This is a genomic window from Paenibacillus sp. FSL P2-0136, assembly GCF_037975325.1.
Taxonomy (GTDB): Bacteria; Bacillota; Bacilli; order Paenibacillales; family Paenibacillaceae; genus Paenibacillus_AQ; species Paenibacillus_AQ silagei.
This window is the reverse complement of sequence record NZ_CP150244.1, coordinates 6,269,158-6,288,288: the sequence shown is the minus strand read 5'-3', so window position 1 is coordinate 6,288,288 and position 19,131 is coordinate 6,269,158. Positions and strand designations below refer to the sequence as shown.

The window sequence follows — 19,131 nt, the reverse complement described above, 5'->3', positions numbered from 1 at the left end:
TTACACTTGTGCTACTATAAACATTATAACATTATAATCTTTGGAGTGAAGCAGCTTTATATTTTTCTAAGAGGACGGCATGTCCGTTACTACTTGTTAAATATAAGGATGTATGGAGTTCATGTCATTAATCATTTTTTGTAATTCCCCTGTAAATCTGTATTTGGAAAAAAGGAGATGGGACAAGTGGGCACAGAGAACGTGCTGCGCAATTTGCGGCTGGTGGACGGCCGGACGGTAGATATCTCCATTCAGGATGGGATCATCACCGCGATTACCCCGCCGGGCCAGGCAGAAGGCAGGACCCTGCTGGACTGCTCCGGGTTATACGGCTCCAGCGGATGGATTGATCTGCATGTACATGCTGTGCCGGAGCTTGACCCCTATGGTGATGTGATCGACGAGATCGGGGTGAAGCAGGGAGTGACGACAGTGGTGGATGCCGGAAGCTGCGGGGCAGACCGGATCGGGGCTTTTTATAGTGCCAGTCTTCTGGCGGATACACGGGTATTCGCGCTGCTCAATATCTCAAGAATCGGCCTTACGCGGACCGATGAGCTCTCCAAGCTGGACTGGATTGACCGAAACTGCGCACTTGCAGCAGTAGAGGCTTATCCTGAATTCATCGTCGGCCTGAAAGCCCGCATCAGCCAAAGCGTCGTCAAAGACAGCGGCATACAGCCGCTTAAGCTGGCGCGTACCTTATCGGATGAGATGAAGCTCCCGCTCATGGTGCATATCGGCTCCGCTCCGCCTGCGATCTCCGAAGTGCTGGAGCTGCTGCGGGCAGGCGATGTAATTACCCATTACCTGAACGGCAAAGCCAATAATCTGTTCCAGGCGGGCGGCACCCCGCTGCCCGAGCTGCTGGACGCTGTGGCCCGGGGCGTCCTGCTGGATGTAGGACACGGCACGGCAAGCTTCTCCTTCCAAGTGGCGGAGCAGGCCAAGCAGGCAGGGGTTGCGCTGAATACGATCAGCACAGACATCTACCGGGGCAACCGGCTGAATGGTCCAGTGTACAGTATGGCGGATGTACTGACCAAATTCCTCTATCTCGGCTACAGCCTGGAAGAAGTGATCCGTGCAGTCACAAGCAGCGCCGCAGCGTGGCTCGGCAAGCCGGAGCTTGGGCAGATCCGGGTAGGCGGGCAGGCCAACCTGACTTTGTTCGCTCTGGAAGCCGGAGAGAAGCAGCTTATAGACTCGGAGGGCGATGTCCGGACCGCGAATCACTATATTGAAGCAAAAGGAGTCTTTATCAATGGATCACTCATTACAAGCTAAATATGGATTGAAGCGTGTGATTAATGCCAGTGGAAGAATGAGCATCCTTGGTGTATCTGCCCCAACAGATTCGGTGATGGAGGCAATGAAGCAGGGCGGGCAGCAGTACGTGGAGATTGCGGATCTGGTGGACAAATCGGGAGCGTACATCGCCCGTCTGCTCGGCTCGGAAGGGGCTGTTGTCGTGAATTCGGCCTCCAGCGGCATTGCGCTGTCGGTGGCAGCCATTGTGACCGCCGGAGATCCCCGCCTCAGTCTGCGTCTGCACCAGGAGCCGGTGCTGAAGAATGAGATCATTATGCTGAAGGGCCATAATGTGCAGTATGGAGCGCCGGTGGAGACGATGGTTTTCCTCGGCGGCGGCCGGGTGGTTGAAGCGGGATATGCCAACGAAGGCCGTGCAGAGCATATTGAACAGGCCATCGGTGAACGTACCGCAGCGATCCTCTATGTGAAATCCCACCATGCGGTCCAGAAGAATATGATCTCGGTGGAGGAAGCCTGGGAGGTGGCACAGCGCAGGGGAGTACCGATGATTGTCGATGCGGCTGCGGAGGAGGATCTGCGCAAGTATGTCCAGTATTCCGATCTGGCCATCTACAGCGGCTCGAAGGCGGTGGAAGGTCCTACTTCAGGCATTGTAGCTGGCAAGCAGGAATACATCGGGTGGCTAAAGGTGCAGCTGCACGGGATCGGCCGCAGCATGAAGGTCGGCAAAGAGACGACCTTCGGACTGCTCAAGGCTCTGGACGAGTACCAGGACAAGGCGGACAACAGCCAGCAGGAGAAGCAGGCACTGGAGGCGCTTCAGCCGCTGGCCGGTCTTCCCGGAGTGTCGGTCCGCACCGTGCAGGATGAAGCGGGCCGGGCGATTTACCGGGGACGCATCCAGATTGATGCCGCTGCTGCGGGCGTGGATGCAAGGGAGGTCAATGACCGCCTGCGGGAAGGCGAGATTGCAGTGTACACCCGGGACTATGGAGTGAAGCAAGGGTATTTCGATATCGATCCAAGGCCGCTGCAGGGCGATGATCTGCAGGTCATTGTCAGCAGAATTCATGAGATTATAGGGGGCAGATCATAATGAGCAAGATTCAGGAGCGATTCTATAAGAACAGAGCGGCACTGAATGTACTGGCCGGCAGTATCAGGAATGCCAAGGATATATACGAGGCTGCCGAAGGGCATGTTCTGGTAGGCGTACTCTCCAAAAATTACGCCAACGCCCGCGAAGCGTCCGCCGCTATGACGGAGTATGGACAGATGATCCAGGATGCCGTATCCATCGGGCTTGGAGCCGGGGACAACCGCCAGGCGGCGGTAGTCGCAGAGATTGCTTCAAGCTATGCGGGCAGCCATATCAATCAGGTGTTTCCGGCTGTAGGAGCGACCCGGGCCAATCTGGGAGCCAAGGACAGCTGGATTAACAGCCTGGTCTCTCCCTGCGGACAGCCGGGCTATGTCAATATATCCACCGGCCCGGTCAGCGCGGGGAATGCTTCGCAGGCCATCGTTCCGGTGCACGCTGCCATCGCCCTGGTCCGGGACATGGGCGGCAATGCGCTCAAATATTATCCGATGAAGGGGCTGGAGCTGGAAGAAGAGTATCGTGCGGTAGCCAAGGCCTGCGGAGAAGAAGGATTTGCCCTTGAGCCTACGGGCGGCATCGATCTGGATAACTTCGCGCCCATTCTGGAGATTGCGCTTCAGGCGGGTGTACCGCAGGTGATCCCGCATGTCTATTCCTCGATCATCGATCCGCAGACCGGGAACACGAACATCCAGGATGTCCGCACGCTGCTCAGCGCGATGAAATCACTGGTGGACCGGTATGCCTAGAATCGCTGCATTTGGCGAAGTGATGATGCGGCTGCAGGTTCCGGGGGTGGAGACACTGGCCCAGAGCAGCAGGCTGGAGTACTCTTTTTCGGGCAGCGGGGTAAATGTAACGGCAGCGCTGGCCAGATATGGCCATAACGGAGCATTAATCACGACCTTGCCGGAGACTCCGGTAGGGGAAGCCGCAATCGCTTATCTGCGCAAGCTTGGGGTAGATACGTCACTGATCCGCCGGGGCGGCAAGCACCTCGGGATGTACTTCCTGGAGAACGGGTTCGGTGCCCGCCCCGGAAGAGTCACGTATACCGACCGGCTGGGCAGCAGCTTCAATACCGCTGAGGCTGATCAGTATGATATGGCGGCGCTGGTTTCCCGGGTGGATGTGCTTCATCTATGCGGCATTACGCTGGCTATGAATGACAGGGTGCGCGGGCAAATGAAGCAGCTTGCGGCAGAGGTGAAGCGTGCGGGGGGCAGGGTGGTATTCGACTGTAACTACCGTCCGGCGTTATGGGGCGAGGAGGGTTATGCCAAGGCCCGCCCGCATTACGAAGAGCTGCTTACGCTTGCCGATCTGGTGCTGATGAACGAGAAGGATGCGCTGTACATTCTTGGCACCGCAGCGGCAGATTATGATAGAATAACACAGTTGAAGCAAGCGGTGCCCGCTGTGGCGGAGCGCTTCGGAATCGCAGCGGCAGCGGGCACCCACCGTGAGATTAACGCAGACAATACGCATTCCCTCACAGGATATCTGTACCGTCAAGGTACGTTCGCGTTCTCCCGTAAGCTCACCTTCCCGGTGTATGACCGGATCGGTGCCGGGGATGCTTATGCCAGTGCCATTATTCATGGTGAATTGCAGGATTATCCGCAGCAGCAGACGGTGGATATGGCAGCGGCCGCAGCGATGCTGGCCCATACCATCCCGGGCGATACAGCGTTGTTCACCGAGAGCGAGGTGCTCCGCGCGCTGGATGGCCATACCTCAGATGTTGAAAGGTAGTGAACGTAAGGTGTCTCTGAAACGCAAGCAAGGCCCCTTATACCAGCAGATCCAGAAGATCCTCAAGGACCGGATTCTGCACGGGGTATACCCGCTCGGCAGCATTATCCCTTCCGAGCCGCAGCTGGAGAAGGAGTTCGGGGTCAGCAAAATGACGGTCCGAGGTGCGGTCCAGGAGCTGGCCCAGGAAGGCTATGTGCAGAAGAAAAGCGGTGTCGGAACCATTGTCATGCGCAATACCGCCTATCAGAAGCTCTCTAAGGGCAAACGGTTCACAGAGCTGCTGGTTGAAGCAGGTCATAAGCTGGAAAAGAAGCTGCTGAGCACAAGTCTGGTCACCAATGAGACTGGGACAGAGGAATACAGCCGCTACGGGCCGTATTGCCAGCGGATTGAACGTCTGTATATTCTGGATGGACAGCCTTATATCCATCTGGTGCACTTCTTGACGGCAGCAGCACTGCCCGGCGGAGGGTCGGCAGAGCTGGGGGAGGACATCCAGTCCCTGTACGACTCGCTGGAGGAGAACGACATCGTGCTGGAGAACTTCAGGGACCGGTTTTTTGTCGAGTCAGCACCACCTGAGGTATGCCTGCTGCTGAAGCTTCCGCCGGGGACGCCTGTGCTGAAGCGCCTGCGCAACTCCTATGACGGGGAAGGCAGGCTGATCGAACACAGCATCGGCAGCTATAATACGGAGCTCCATCATTATCTGGTCAGCTACGACACCTGAGGCTCGTCACTCTCATTCTATGCTACGGTTGCACACAAGCTCGCTTGTAGGTAACTGTAGCATTTTTGCTTATATAGATTGAACTTGAAAATATACGGAAAGGGAAAGTGGCGGAGGGGAATTTTGGAACTGTAGGAGCGGTAGCGTCCGCCTGATAGTACATATTCGGTTCATATTCTGTTCATATTGTCGTCATAAAGAGTACATCTTCGTTCGGTAAGCTTGCATTAACGTCAATGAAGCAAGCTTACTACCATTTAAGATAGGGGAAGATGAACATGAGACCATCGGCGAATAACATAATGGGAAATCAAACGGGGTTCAAGAAACTGCGCAAGATTCTGCTTAAAATATTGGGAGCCATCCTGCTCGCTATTGTGATTTTTGTGGGGATTGTGTATATCACGAATGTAATCAGCAGCAATGCGGAGGCCAAAAGGATAGAGCCTTACGGCCAGCATGTATCCGTAGACGGCAAGAATATGAATGTGTTCATTCAAGGAGATGGCCCGGACACGGTCGTGCTGCTTCCCGGCTTCGGAACAGCTTCACCGGCGCTTGATTTCAAGCTGCTCATCGATGAGCTGTCTCCGCATTACAAGGTTGTAGTGGTTGAGCCTTTCGGCTACGGCTTAAGCGACGCAACGAAGAAAGAACGAACCTCAGAGAATATCGTAAGTGAAATCCATGAAGCGCTGCAGCAGCTCGATATTGACCGTTATATCCTTATGGGCCATTCTATTTCAGGAATTTACAGTCTGGATTATGTGAATAAATACTCAGATGAAGTAAGTACATTTGTCGGACTGGATAGCAGTGTACCCTCGCTGAGCGAGAAGAAAATAGAGTCTTCAGAGACAAGCATGGTTAAATGGTTCCGCAATCTGGGCTTCGCCCGGCTGCAATTGAAGCTGAGTGCTGACCCTTATGAGGGACTGCCGTATGATGAACATACCAAAGAACAATTGAAACTGCTGATACAGAGAAATATGTATAACACCACTCTGTTAAATGAGGCAGAAAACATGTACTCCAGCTTTAGAGGGGCTGAACAGCGAGGGGTAACGTTCCCTCCTAATCTTCCTGTCCTTCTTTTTGTTCAAGCAGAGCATCCGGCAACCGATCAATGGATTCCTGAGCATGAGAAGCTGATCCAGAATTCCGTACATGCAGACATGGAGCTGCTGGATGCCAATCATTATTTGTACCGTTCCCACCCCAAAGAAATTGCGGAGAAATTCATGAGCTTCATGAAGGGGATAGCGCAGCAGCCATGAGGCTATGCCGGGGCTTACTAAACTTAATAAAACACAGTGAATTAATAAGAATTTTATCTTTTCAAATGACATGGTTTGTGAGAGAATAGGTACAATCTTATAGAGTTAACATTTGACATTACCTATTTTAGAGGAGGAAATACCCATGTCAGAAGAGCGCAAGCTGTCCTTTGAAACCCTCGCCATCCACGCAGGCCAGGAGATTGATCCCACTACTTTAGCCCGTGCCGTGCCGCTGTATCAGACTACATCCTACGGTTTCCGGGATGCGGAGCATGCTGCTAATCTGTTCGCGCTCAAGGAGTTCGGCAACATCTATACCCGGCTGATGAATCCGACCACCGATGTGTTTGAGCAGCGTCTTGCCGCGCTGGAGGGCGGGGCAGGGGCACTGGCGACCGCTTCCGGAGCAGCAGCGATTTCCTTCTCTATTCTGAATATTGCCGGGGCAGGGGATGAGATTGTCTCCTCCGCAAGCCTGTACGGCGGAACTTATAATTTGTTCTCCACGACGCTGCCCAAGCTGGGCATTAAGGTGAATTTTGTGGATTCTGATAACCCGGAGAACTTCCGGGCAGCTATTACGGACAAGACCAAGGCGCTCTACGCTGAGACGATTGGTAATCCGCAAGGGAACGTTCTGGATATCGAAAAGGTTGCAGCCATCGCCCACGAGCACGGGATTCCGCTGATTGTAGACAACACCTTCCCAAGTCCGTATCTGCTGCGTCCGATTGAATTCGGGGCGGATATCGTCGTACACTCGGCGACCAAATTCATTGGCGGCCACGGTACCTCTATCGGCGGAGTCATCGTGGACGGCGGCAAGTTCGACTGGAAGGCCAGCGGCAAGTTCCCGGGCCTGACCGAGCCGGACCCGAGCTACCACGGGGTAGTCTACACTGAAGCGGTCGGTCCGATTGCTTATATCATCAAGGCGCGGGTTCAACTGCTTCGTGACCTGGGCGCGGCCATTTCACCGTTTAACTCGTGGATGCTCTTGCAGGGTCTCGAAACGCTGCACCTGCGTCTGGAGCGCCACAGCCAGAATGCACTCAAGGTTGCCCAGTATCTGGAGGCGCATGATTCGGTAGAGTGGGTCAGCTACGCTGGACTACAGAGTCACCCTTCGTATGAGCTGGCACAGAAATATCTGCCTAAGGGCCAGGGCGCGATTCTGACCTTCGGAATTAAGGGCGGGGCCGCCGCAGGGGTGAAGCTGATCGAGAACGTGAAGCTGTTCTCCCATCTGGCCAATGTCGGCGATTCCAAGTCGCTGATCATCCACCCGGCCAGCACCACTCACCAGCAGCTGTCGGACGAAGAACAAATTACCGCCGGTGTTACACCGGAGCTGCTGCGCTTGTCCATCGGTACTGAATCCATCGATGATATCCTCTATGATCTGGAGCAGGCGATCGCTGCCAGCCAGCAGGCTTAGGCGCTGTTCCTTGCAGCATAGGAAGAGGAATTACAGACCACTGTTTGATGCAGCGTATTTCTGCATTAGGCAGTGGTCTTGTTTTTTTAGCAGGAGCAGGAGGTGGGTTTGGGAGTAATGGGAAGAGAGAGGAGTGTCAGCGGGGGAATCGTTTGTGAGTAAAACGGTTGGTGAGGTATGTGTTCGCGCTGAAGTTGCACGGCAATTGTACTTTCTGCAATGGATTAGGCCATTTTCGGCGTTAAAATCCGTTCTAATGTATTCCATACAACAGATTTCCGGCATACGGCCCCAAAACACCTCTCCCGCAAAAATCTGCTGTACAAACTGCAACAGATCGCTTTTTACAACCGCTAAAGAGAAGATCTGCTGTAGTAAATACATTAGATCACTGTGCGCCAAGCAAAAGCAGAACTCGAAGCCTAGCTCGAACCCGAACCCCAGTTCAAAGCCATTAGAGACTGACAACAAAATATGTGAAAGTTATTTCCTACCCACTTGAGCTCGCCCGACTTACTCCAGCTTACTCACCGACTTCAACTCGCCCGCCTACTCCAACTCGCGTACTTCCCTCAACTCGTCGCCCCACCGTGTCCACTACCCATTCGGATAAGGTGCCGCAGCCGCATTCATTTGATACCGTTTGCATATTTCAGCATCATTGCCAGTATTTATAGATTGAAGCCTCTTAATATGCTGGCAGCTTCTCTTCAGGGGAGCGGAGCGGCAGTAATTCAAAGGTAAAGGGTGGGTGCGAGGATGAAGGGTGAACGCCAGCAGAAGGATGATCCAAACAAGGAAGAGCGCCCGTTAAAGTATAACGCTGGGGACCGGACCATTGGCGTGGAGATGAGCCAGTCCGCATCTGTAGCCTCCGCCGCAGCGGAATTTCTTGCTGAGGGGGACCGGCGCAAGAGTAACGTGAGTACGAGCCGCACGTATATCCGCCGTCTCGGGGAGCGCCAGGCCTTCCTGGTGCTGCGCGAGGGCAGGGGGGACGGGGCTGTCCGCCGTGAGCCGCCCGGCGTCTACCCTGCGGGGCCCTGCCTGATCCGGGGCGAGGAATGGCTGCACGAGCCGGAACTGTCGGCGCTCTACTCGCGCTGGATGTCGTGCGGGGATGAGGAGCCGGTGCAGGCTGAGCGTATCCTGCAGCGGATCTATCACCGGCTGCGGGCTGCTGCTGCCGACCTCCTGGAGTCGGCGGACGGCGTATGGGCCGCAGTCACTCTGCCTTACACGGCGGAGCTCGCCGCCCGCCCGGACCGGCTGGCCACGCTGCAGGATGCGCAGCTTGGCGCGCTGTTCGCCGCCGCCCTGCACAGCCAGCGGCTGGGCGGCGACAGCCGCATTGACCTGCTGGCGCCGTACCCCGCCAGCCTGGAGGAATTCGCGGCGCAGCGCGAATTCATTGAGGGCGTGGCCGAGCAGACTCTCGGCCACGCTTATGCGGCAGCCTGCCGCATCGGGGCGTTGCTCGCGCCCGATGTGGGGCCGGCTGCCGCAGGGGAAATCGCGCGTATCGCCGATTTCCTGGTGCTGGACGGCGCGGCGGAGGAGGCCGCGCCCGGGGAGAACGCCGCCGAGGGCTTCGCGCAGGCGGCGGCTGGGGTGCTGGCCGCCGTGCGCCGGGTGCGGCCGGCAGCGGCAGTGCTCGCCGCGGGGGCACCGGCGGCGTACGCGCTGGCCGATCTGTATGAGATCGGCCTGAGCGGGGTCTTCTGCGGCGCGGCCCAGCGGACCGACGCGCTGCTGCGGGCGGCCTGCCTCACCTGGATAGCGAGGCAGGAGCATCCTGATGCTGCCGCCGGAGGTTGGCAGTAGGTGGAAGTATCTGGCGGTAGCTGGCAGTAGCGGCGGCCTGGCCTGCCTACACTGTCTGGTCTGCCGCGAATAGCGGGATCGGCCAGGCAACGACTGATACAGCGCTCTATTCTCCACCATCTGCACAAACGTATGCCAACGAAATACCCGCAAAACACTCGAAAACCCACAAAAACCCGATTTCGCCAAGCCCTGGGGCTGCGCGTAATCGGGTTTTTAAACTAACTTATAGGTGTGTTTTATGTCGTATGATTTATCTCATGTGTTTTAAGTAATGTGTTTTAAATTCATATGATTAGGGAAGCTCACTCCATTTTGCGGCGTAATGCGGCTATACTTGGAGCTCCAAGTTTTCATTCGCAGCGATCATTCAGCGGTAGTTGTATTCTGTACATTTAAAACCAGCGAAAAGGAAGACTTTTCTCTTCTAAGTGTAGTTGGTACAACTAAATTAGCCCGAATGAGCAAGAATCCAGCTATAGCGTTATTATAATTGTACGAAATACAGTTAAACGAATATTCGGCGGTATAACAGACGATTTAGATGTACAGAGTGCAATTAAGTATGCCGCATGCACATTACTCGGGCACGGCACGGTTAGAGTTATAGCTGTGGCTGTGCTGAGGCTGAAGGGAGGACTCTTATGGCGGCTCGCTGGGGGCTGATCGGGATTGATAATCACAGCCACAGTCTCCCCCGAATTTTCTCTCTATTCAGCTCTCTAGCCCTCATTCAGCTTCCGAGTCTCACTCCAATCCTACCCCAGCTTCACCGTCCCCCCGCCCGGGATGCGGCGGGCTTCATCGTCCACAGAGATCCACACCTCAACAGCCGACGGGTTATAGACCATCTCCTGCGAAGCCGAGAAGCGCAGTCCCTGCAGCGCGGACAGGTAGTCCACGATCTCGATATTGGTGGCATACCAGATGTCCTCGTGGCCGCCCATCACAGCGGCGAACTGCTCCAGCTCCTGCCAGTTGTCATCGTCATTGAACTCATAGCTGTGTCCCCAGACATAGAGAAGCTGCATATGCGAGAAGCGGGGCTTCTCCTCCAGGAACTTCTTGCCCAGGGCCAGCATCTCCTTGTGGTGGCAGGTAGGGTGCCAAGCCAGCAGGTTGTCCGGCAGGCTGAAGCTGCGGTGCGAATTCACCGTACGGGAATACTCAATGCCCAGGGCAGGCAGCAGACCGATCACCTGATCATCGTAATTGCCGAACGGATAGGACATGCCCCTTACCGGATAACCGGCCAGCGCTTCCAGCGCCTTGCGGTCGGTCAGAATCTCATCCGCGATCCCCTCGCGCGGGGTCATGGTGAGGAAAGGATGTGTGCTGGTATGCGCGGAAATCTCATGCCCGTCATAGAGCGCGGCCACCTCGTCCTGTGAGATGTAGCCCTCCTTGCCGAACAACCCCGAATTCAGATGAAAAGACCCCTTTAGCCCATGCTGATTCAGAATCTCTACGAGCTTCAGGTCGTAGATTCTTCCATCATCCCAGCTCGTTGTTAGCGCTTTAGAAACTCCGCCCGGAAAAAGATCAAACTTAATTCTCATTACCTGTTACCCTCCCAGATTTCTTTATACAGAATTAGAACGTGAGCATGTACTCCTTCTACTCATGTACTCCTCCAACTGAGGAATACAGCTCTATTATGAACAATGCCAGAAGTGAAAGCGATTAGCAAGATTCTTGTTAATGGACGGCAATGCGGCGCTTGACTACACTGGGGTTGCGAACAGCTAAACAGCCGGGAACAGGCTCTAGGCTCCAGGCTCTAGGCTCCAGATTTGAGGTTCCAGGTTTGAGGTTCCAGGTTTGAGGTTCCAGGTTTGAGGTTCCAGGTTTGAGGTTCCAGGTTCCAGGTTTCAGGCTACAGGTTTCCGGTTCAGAACAGGACATTGCAGAAGGAGGAGCATTATGGAAGCAGTATCACGGACAGTACTCGAAGGCCATATCGCCCGCGTCATTGAGCGGATGAAGGATATGAGAGGCTCCATTCATGAAACCGCACCCATCGGCATCATCTCTATGGACAATTGGGAGTGGCCCCAGGGGGTTGGATTATTTGCCTTATACAGATATTACCGGGAAACCGGGGAGCAGGAGATTCTACACTACCTGACGGGCTGGTTCGACAGCAAGCTTGACGGAGGCATTCCGGCGAAAAATGTTAATACGATGTGTCCGATGCTTACCCTTAGCTATCTGGCAGAGGAGACCGGGCGCGCGGATTATATGCAGCTGTGCCGGGAATGGCTGGAGTATGCGCTGCATGATATGCCGCGCACGGAGGAAGGCGGTCTTCAGCATGAAGTGACCGGCAGTCCGAATACCGGGCAGCTCTGGGACGACACGCTGTATATGACGGTGTTGTTTGTGGCCCGGATGGGGATCGTGCTGAAGGAGGAGGCGTGTATACAGGAGAGCATCCGCCAGTTTCTCGTCCACCTGAAGTATCTGACCGATCCCGTGACCGGCTTGTTCTTCCACGGCTGGACCTTCGAGGGCGGCCATCACTTTGCCCGGGCCCTATGGGCACGCGGCAATTCCTGGTATACCGCCGGGCTCGTGGATTATCTGGAGATGGTGGAGCTGCCGTCAGGGGTGAGCAGCTTCCTGCTGTCCTCCCTTGCGCGGCAGGTACGCAAGCTGACAGAGCTGCAAGCCCCGGAAGGCGCATGGCATACCTTGCTGGACGACAGCAGCTCGTATCTGGAGACCTCGGCCACCGCCGCTTTTGCTTACGGGATGCTGAAGGCGGTGCGGCAAGGACTGCTGCCTGAGGATTGCCGCAAGCCTGCAATGGCGGCACTGCATTATGTGCTGGGCCAGATCGATGAAGAAGGGGTGGTGCAGGGCGTCTCCTACGGCACGGGGATGGGCGCTACGCTTGACGACTACCGGGAGATTCCGGTCTGCCCGATGCCCTACGGGCAATCCATGGCCCTGCTGCTGCTGGTGGAGGCGATGAAGCATGTATAATCCCGCCTGCACCCATTCTGCCAGCATCAATTCCGCCACCATGGGGCTGCCGGGGCTGGACCGGATTGCCTTCCATAATGTTGCCGAGCTGGAGCCGGCAGCGGGCTACGGCGTGCACCTCCGCCGCATTCCCCGCAGCGTCAGGGAGCATCTGAACGAGCGGGGCCGGTTCATCGCCGGGGAAGCGGGGGGCTGCGAGCTCAGGTTCGTCACACCGGCTCCGAATATCCGTGTCACGCTGACCTTGCCGGAGACGGGTGGCAGCGTAACGGTATACAAGGGCGGGCTGTTCCACTCCAGGCATGAGCTTCAGGCCGGGAGCATACGCACCCTCCAGCTAAGCGAACCGCCGCGTCTGGCGATGGCGGAGCGTGAGCTGCTGATGGAAGCGGGCTTCGTGCCGGAGGTATGGCGGATCTGCTTCGGACGGTATGCCTGTGTGGTCTGTGGCATCGAGACCTTCGGCCATCCGCTCCGCCCGCCGGTGGAAGGGGAGATTCCCCGCACACGCTGGATTGCTTACGGCTCATCCATCACGTATGGAGAGAACAGCAGCCTGCCGTATATTGCCCACGCGGCAAGAAGGCTGGCGGCCGATGTACTCAATCTCGGCATGAGCGGCTCCTGCCATTGTGAACGGGAGATGAGCAACTATCTTGCGGCGCAGGAGGACTGGTCATTCATGACGCTGGAGCTGGGCGTGAATATGCGTGACCACCTGTCGCCGGATGAATTCCGTGAGCGGAGCGGCTACCTGCTTGACCAGCTGGTGAGCAGACATCCCGGGAAGCCGGTAGCGGTGATCACGATGTATCCCAACTTTGCGGTGTTCCCCGGCAGTGGAATAGCGGAGAAGGATCTTCAGTTCAACGACATTCTGCGAAGTCATGTGCAGCGTCTGTCCCGCCCCAAGCTGAGCCTGATCGAAGGAAGCCGGGTGCTGGATGATCTGGCCGGGCTGTCCTGCGACCTGATTCACCCGGGGGATGAGGGACATATACGGATGGGTGAGAATCTGGCCCGGGAGCTGGCCGGAATTCTGTAACCCCAGGCGGTATAAGGGTTCGCGCCGATTAACAGAAAAACTGAATATTGCCCTAACCCGCTGAAGCGGCTATGGTGAGGACATGAAATCGGCCATTTCAGCTCCATCGCAAGACCCAATTACGCACAACACGCAAGCGAAAGGAGGCACCGAGATGAAAGCGAATACAAGAAGTGAAGCGGTGCTGCGGCTGGACACTTCGCGGCAGAGCTCACGGCAGAGCGGAAGCAGCCGCAGGCGCTTTTGGCAGACCCGCCGATTCAAGAACAATGTTCCTCTGTGGGTCATGTTCGTTCCGGTTATCGCATTCTATATTATTTTCAAATACACGCCCATGCTGGGACTGGTCATTGCCTTCAAGAATTATACCTTCTATGAGGGAGTATGGGGCAGCCAATGGGTCGGCATGGACAATTTCACCAATCTGTTCACCCAGGCGCAGTCGGTGCAGATTATCCGAAATACGCTTGTGCTCAGTATATTATCCGTGCTGGTCAGCTTTCCGTTCCCGATTGCCCTGGCGATTATGCTGAATGAAGTCAGGAACAAGTGGTTCAAAAAATCAGTCCAGACCCTCGTCTACCTCCCGTACTTCTTCTCCTGGGTCATTGTCGGCGGGCTGGTGGTGACGATCTTCGCCCAGACCGGGGTAGCCAATGTGCTGGTCGAGAAGCTGCTCGGCAAGCCGTTTCCGTTCCTTTTCAAGGAGTGGTCCTGGGTATCCATCTTTCTCGGCTCGGGCATCTGGAAGGATGCGGGCTTCAACGCAATCATCTATCTGGCGGCACTGACTTCCATTGATCCCAGCCTCTATGAAGCGGCGAGTATGGACGGGGCAGGCAAATGGAAGCAGATCCGTAACATCACACTCCCCGGGATCAGCCCGACTATTGTCATTATGCTGATTCTGGCTATGGGACGGGTGATGGAGGTCGGGTTCGACCATGTGTACGTGCTGCAGAACTCGATTGTATCGGGGATCTCCGAGGTTATAAGTACGTATATTTATGCGATTGGACTGCAAGGCGGACAGTTCAGCCTGACGGCTGCTCTGGGGATGTTCGATTCCCTGGTTGCGCTGACTCTGGTGCTGATCTCCAACGCCATTGCCCGGCGCTTCAATAAAGGCTTGTGGTAACAGGAGGGACACTATGCAAAGTACAAACGGTGAAAAAGTATTCTATAGCTTCAATTATCTGCTCCTGACCCTGGCAGGCATTCTGTGTCTGCTGCCGCTGCTCCATCTGGCTTCTCTGTCACTCAGCGGCAAGGATGCGGTGCTGTCCGGTTTTGTCACCCTGTGGCCGGTGGATTTCACGCTAAGCTCATATACGATGCTCTTTGAAGGAACGCCGGTGGTGCGCGCCTTCGGCAACAGCCTGCTGATTACCCTGGTCGGTGTGGCGGCCAGTATGCTGTTCACCATTTTCGCCGCGTATCCTCTGTCCCGCCGTGATTTCTACGGAAGACGCATGCTGACGCTGGCGATTGTGTTCACCATGCTGTTCACCGGCGGACTGATCCCGACCTATCTCGTGGTCAGCAGTCTCGGTCTGGTCGATTCCTATGCAGCCCTGTGGCTGCCGGCTCTGGTCAGCACGTATAATATGATGATTATGCGTTCCTTCTTTGAGAACATCCCGGAGGAGCTGGTGGAAGCGGCGAGAATTGACGGCTCCGGCGAATGGCGGCTGCTGGCGGGCATTATTCTGCCGTTGTCCCTGCCTGTGCTGGCGACAATCGGTCTCTTTTACGGCGTGTATTACTGGAACTCCTTCTTCAACGTCATGATCTACATGAACAGCCCGGAGAAAATCAATCTGACTGTGTTGATCCAGCAGATGGTGAAGAGCCAGGCCGTCCTGCAGGAGCTGAATACGATGAACTCGCAGGAGGTGGTCAACATTACACCGGAAGGCATCAAGGCTGCGGGGATTATGGTCATGGTTATTCCGATGCTGATTGTCTATCCGCTGCTGCAGCGTTATTTTGTCAAAGGCGTAACCATCGGGGCCATCAAGGGCTGACCGCTGCTGCGCCATACTGCAAGTACCAGAATGCCATTATAGGAGGGTCATAATCATATGTACAATTCACCCCGGCTTAGAAAAACAACCGCTGCCGGTGCAGCATCCCTGCTGCTCGCAATCGCGGTAACAGGCTGCGGCGGCAATGCCGCCACGCAGGGCACAGACAAGGGAGAGGGCTCCGGGAAGCGCGGGGCCATCACCGTCTCCCTGTATGACCGCGGCTCCGTACCCGCAGAAGAGGGGACAATGAGCGACAACCGCTGGACGAAATGGGTCAACGAGAACGGGCCGGTGAATGTCAAATACGTTACGGTGCCGCGCTTCGAATCCCTGCAAAAGTTCAACGTGCTGTTCGCCTCGAAATCCGCCCCCGATCTGATCTTTGAATTTGATACCGCTTACCAGGGGCAGCTCTATAACCAGAAGCAGCTTCTGCCGCTGGATGACCTGATTGAGAAAAGCAGTACAGAATATAAGGCGATGCTGGAGAAATATCCGGCGCTGCGCAAGGCAGGCACCATGGCAGACGGCAAGCTGTATACGGTGGGGCGTCCGATTCAGTTCGGCCCGCAGCATTATCTGTTTATCCGCAACGACTGGCTGAAGAAGCTGAATCTGCAGGTGCCCACCACACCGGAGGAGCTGCTGAAGGTCGCGAAGGCCTTCACAGAGCAGGACCCGGACGGCAACGGCAAAGCGGATACGTATGGAACCGGGCTCAGCTTCGTGGCCGGTATTATTTTGAACAACATGTTCGGCACCGGGTTCACGCTGTTCGGCGAAGACCAGTACCCATGGGTACTGGAGAATGACCAGGTGGTGCATGACTGGGATCGAATTAAGGCAGCAGTTTCTTTCCAGAAGGCGCTGTATGCGGCCGGGGTGGTGGATAAGGACTTCGTGACCGATAAGAACGGCGAGAAGCAGAAGCAGGACTGGATCTCCGGCAAGCTGGGCATTTACGGCGGTAACGGGGCCGATGTCAGCACCTATGAGACACTTAAGAAGAACTCCCCGGAGGCCGAGGTGATTCCGATTGCCCTGCCAACGACGGAATTCGGCCAGTTCAGCCCGACGCTGACCTCACCGATCCAGATGACCGGTATGGTGAATGCAGCGGCCAAGGACCCTGAGTCCGTCATGAAAATGATTGATTTCATGGTGACAGAGACCTATACCACCACGATCCAGAACGGGATCGAAGGGGTCCATTACAAGAAAACCGCCGATGGCCGTGCCGAGGTGATCGACCCGGAGAAGAACAAGAAGGAGCTGGAGTATAACCGCGATATGGGGATGCTCACCCCGCTCATTGGCAAGAATTACGGGCTGAAGAACAAGGTGAACCCTACACCGGCGGAGCAGGATTTTATCGCAATCTATGAAATGGCCGAGAAGCTGTATTTGAACCCTGACCGTCCGATTGTCGGCATTACGCAGAAGGCCTTCCTGCCGCTGCTGCCTCAGGAGCTGACCCAGATCAACACTAATGCGAATAAAACGATTCTCGACCGGGCCATGCAGGCCATCGTGAATTCCGATCCGGCTTCGGTGGACCAGTTCATTGAAGAAGCCAAGGGCATCTGGGAGAAGGCAGGCGGAACCAAGGTCGATGAATTCTATGCCTCCTGGTATCAGGAGCATAAAGCGGATGCCATTATGCTGAAGGATATTTATGAAATGGGCAAGCAATTGAGCACGGTAGAGTAACAGATGAATTCAAGCACAGGGGGCGGGCAGCGTTGAAGCATGAGGTTAGACAGATTCTCGAAAAAAGCTATGCCGCCGCCTCGGCGGATAGTGTAATCGAAGCCGGGCTGGTCCGCTATGACCGGCCCGGGCATACCCGGCAGGTCGCTCAGCTGCCGTATTGCCATGAGGCCCGGTTCTCGGCCGGATTTTATGCTTACGGCACCTTGCTGGGAGAGCTGGATGAAGCGGCAGGGCTGGAGATGCTCGAAGCGATTGCCGCGCTGCAATTCACTGACCCGGAGCACCCGGATTACGGAGGCTTCCTCTGGTACCGGGAGGAGAGCGTGATCCAGGATTCCAATGCGGCCTTCTTCATCCTCATGCCGCTGGTGGCGGTGCGCCTCAGCAGTCCCGGCGTCTTCCCGGCCAGCCATCTGGAGATTATGCAGCGCATGTTCCGGCATGCGGCTGCCTGGTTCTCCAAGGAATGCCGGACACCGGAGCTGTTCTACCCGAACAAGACGATGAGTGACGGGGCGATGCTGCTGGCGGTGGCCCACTTCCTCGGAGAACCTGAGTATCTCCAGACGGCAACTGCCTATTTCAAGCGGTGGGAGGAATATACGGTCCGCCGGGGCTGGGGCTGGGGAGAGAATATCAGCCTTGTCTATCAAGGGGTGATGATGAATGCGCTGAGCATTGCCGGTTCTGTGCTGCGGGAGCATGACCGTGAGCTGGCCGGGCGGCTGTCTGTGCAGATGGATGCTCTGAAAGGACTGCTCCTCTTCCATGACGGAGAGGAATTCGTTCCCTCGATCCGCAGCTATAACTTCCGGGGAGAGACTTGGCGGCAGAGCCTGCTGTGGACGATTGCCGGTGTGACCGGGGTCAGCGCTCTGGCGGAGCAGACCTTTTCCCTTAACGATATGGCGGGGTTCCTGCTGTTTGCGGCAGATTTGCAGCCCCGGGAGAACGCCCCGGCTGCGCTGCCGGTCCCGCGGATTCGTGAGGAGCGGATCTTCGATGCCTCGCGTTCCTATACCTGGATCGGGCAGCATACCCGGCTGGGCAGCATCAACCGTTTCCCGGTGATGCCGGGCAGCTACCAGCATCCGTCCTGGGGGCTGGGCTGGCAGAGCTTCCCGGTCAGCTTCAGCGTGAAGGATCAGCAGGTATCCTATCTGCGGTGGTACGTGGATGATTCCGCCGCCGTGCGAACGCATCCGGCGGAGGAGTACCGCAGCGCCTATCTGATGCCCGCATTGTTCGCCGAGCCGCTGTACCCGGAGGTGGAGACGCGCTCCGCCCAGCAGGGGAATGCGCTGGTGGTGGTCCGCTCGATGACCCGGGTGCATAACCGGGCAGCGGAGATTGCCGATGAATGGCTGATCCACCGCTATGACGGCGAGGTGGAAGCTGTATTGAATACTGCCGGGGACAGGGAATGGCTGGTGATGCGTTACCCGGGCTGCGCAGTAGCGGTCACGGCGCTCAGCGGCCTGGACTCCAAGGCGGAAGCTCACGCCGTACTGCCTGTTACGGTGGTGCGGGAGGAAGGACGGATCAGGCTCCGCCAGATTCTCTACTCCGGCAGCAGCACGATGCTGGCACTGCCCCGCCTGGAAGCGGGCTGGGCGGTGGTATGTCTGGACGAAGCAGCGGAGTCAGCGGATATCCAGAGGTTGCTCGATACGGTGACGATTGAGGATACGGTGAGGGATGACCGGGAGGTGCCGCGCGAGCCGTGGGCCTCTATACGCAGCATTGTGCTGACTGCGGGCTACCAGCCCCCGGTTCAGCTCACCGTTGATCCATACGCCCCTTAACCACGCGGTTCAAGCGGCAAGGTTTGCCGTGCCCCGATTGAGATGCAAGCGGAAACGGGGGTGGGAGCACCATACTTAATTGCACTTTGTACAAGTAAATCGCCCAATGTACCGCCGAATATACGTTTAGCTGTATTTCGTAC

At 56.2% G+C, this 19,131-nt stretch carries 15 protein-coding genes; 14 read left to right on the top strand and 1 reads right to left on the bottom strand.

From position 1 onward, the window contains the following. Window positions 1-177 precede the first annotated feature (177 nt). The 8 genes from NYE26_RS26690 (at window position 178) to NYE26_RS26655 (ending at window position 9,407) form a co-directional block, all read left to right on the top strand. Window positions 178-1,287: an amidohydrolase/deacetylase family metallohydrolase gene (locus tag NYE26_RS26690; RefSeq protein WP_339251404.1), complete on the top strand. Its 1,110-nt coding sequence runs from the start codon at window positions 178-180 to the stop codon at window positions 1,285-1,287. Next, a complete protein-coding gene (locus tag NYE26_RS26685) occupies window positions 1,265-2,371 on the top strand; it encodes a DgaE family pyridoxal phosphate-dependent ammonia lyase (RefSeq protein ID WP_339251402.1) in 1,107 nt (368 codons plus the stop codon). Before NYE26_RS26690 ends, NYE26_RS26685 begins: the two co-directional genes overlap by 23 nt. After that, window positions 2,371-3,126, top strand: coding sequence for a KDGP aldolase family protein (locus NYE26_RS26680; protein ID WP_339251400.1), 756 nt, complete (start codon window positions 2,371-2,373; stop codon window positions 3,124-3,126). The genes NYE26_RS26685 and NYE26_RS26680 overlap by 1 nt, the downstream gene beginning before the upstream one ends. After that, a complete protein-coding gene (locus NYE26_RS26675) occupies window positions 3,119-4,132 on the top strand; it encodes a sugar kinase (RefSeq protein WP_036730392.1) in 1,014 nt (337 codons plus the stop codon). The genes NYE26_RS26680 and NYE26_RS26675 overlap by 8 nt, the downstream gene beginning before the upstream one ends. Next, entirely contained in the window at window positions 4,119-4,865 is a 747-nt protein-coding gene (locus NYE26_RS26670; protein ID WP_209876752.1) for a GntR family transcriptional regulator, read from the top strand. The genes NYE26_RS26675 and NYE26_RS26670 overlap by 14 nt, the downstream gene beginning before the upstream one ends. Window positions 4,866-5,167: 302 nt before the next feature. Continuing rightward, entirely contained in the window at window positions 5,168-6,142 is a 975-nt protein-coding gene (locus NYE26_RS26665; protein ID WP_339251396.1) for an alpha/beta hydrolase, read from the top strand. 145 nt (window positions 6,143-6,287) lie between these two features. After that, a complete protein-coding gene (locus NYE26_RS26660; RefSeq protein WP_076084569.1) occupies window positions 6,288-7,583 on the top strand; it encodes a homocysteine synthase in 1,296 nt (431 codons plus the stop codon). A gap of 759 nt (window positions 7,584-8,342) precedes the next feature. Beyond that, complete coding sequence (locus NYE26_RS26655; RefSeq protein ID WP_339251392.1) at window positions 8,343-9,407, top strand: hypothetical protein; 1,065 nt, start codon at window positions 8,343-8,345, stop codon at window positions 9,405-9,407. 758 nt (window positions 9,408-10,165) lie between these two features. On the opposite strand, the gene NYE26_RS26650 is transcribed toward NYE26_RS26655, so the two are convergent. Further along, window positions 10,166-10,966 (bottom strand): polysaccharide deacetylase family protein, encoded by an 801-nt coding sequence (locus tag NYE26_RS26650; protein WP_339251390.1) that lies wholly within the window; start codon window positions 10,964-10,966, stop codon window positions 10,166-10,168. Between the two features lie 364 nt (window positions 10,967-11,330). Here NYE26_RS26650 and NYE26_RS26645 point away from each other — a divergent pair, with 364 nt between their 5' ends. From NYE26_RS26645 to NYE26_RS26620, 6 genes are all read left to right on the top strand, one after another. After that, on the top strand, window positions 11,331-12,395 hold the full coding sequence (locus tag NYE26_RS26645) for a glycoside hydrolase family 88 protein (protein ID WP_339251388.1): 1,065 nt from the start codon (window positions 11,331-11,333) through the stop codon (window positions 12,393-12,395). Next, on the top strand, window positions 12,388-13,440 hold the full coding sequence (locus tag NYE26_RS26640; protein WP_339251386.1) for an SGNH/GDSL hydrolase family protein: 1,053 nt from the start codon (window positions 12,388-12,390) through the stop codon (window positions 13,438-13,440). Before NYE26_RS26645 ends, NYE26_RS26640 begins: the two co-directional genes overlap by 8 nt. Window positions 13,441-13,726: 286 nt before the next feature. Further along, the gene (locus NYE26_RS26635; protein WP_339257625.1) at window positions 13,727-14,578 is read left to right on the top strand and encodes an ABC transporter permease subunit; all 852 of its coding nucleotides are present in this window, start codon (window positions 13,727-13,729) and stop codon (window positions 14,576-14,578) included. Window positions 14,579-14,591: 13 nt separating this feature from the next. After that, complete coding sequence (locus NYE26_RS26630) at window positions 14,592-15,467, top strand: carbohydrate ABC transporter permease (RefSeq protein ID WP_339251384.1); 876 nt, start codon at window positions 14,592-14,594, stop codon at window positions 15,465-15,467. Between the two features lie 57 nt (window positions 15,468-15,524). Continuing rightward, the gene (locus tag NYE26_RS26625) at window positions 15,525-17,180 is read left to right on the top strand and encodes an extracellular solute-binding protein (RefSeq protein ID WP_339251382.1); all 1,656 of its coding nucleotides are present in this window, start codon (window positions 15,525-15,527) and stop codon (window positions 17,178-17,180) included. 32 nt (window positions 17,181-17,212) lie between these two features. Beyond that, window positions 17,213-18,988, top strand: coding sequence for a hypothetical protein (locus NYE26_RS26620; protein ID WP_339251380.1), 1,776 nt, complete (start codon window positions 17,213-17,215; stop codon window positions 18,986-18,988). The last annotated feature ends 143 nt before the right edge of the window (window positions 18,989-19,131 follow it).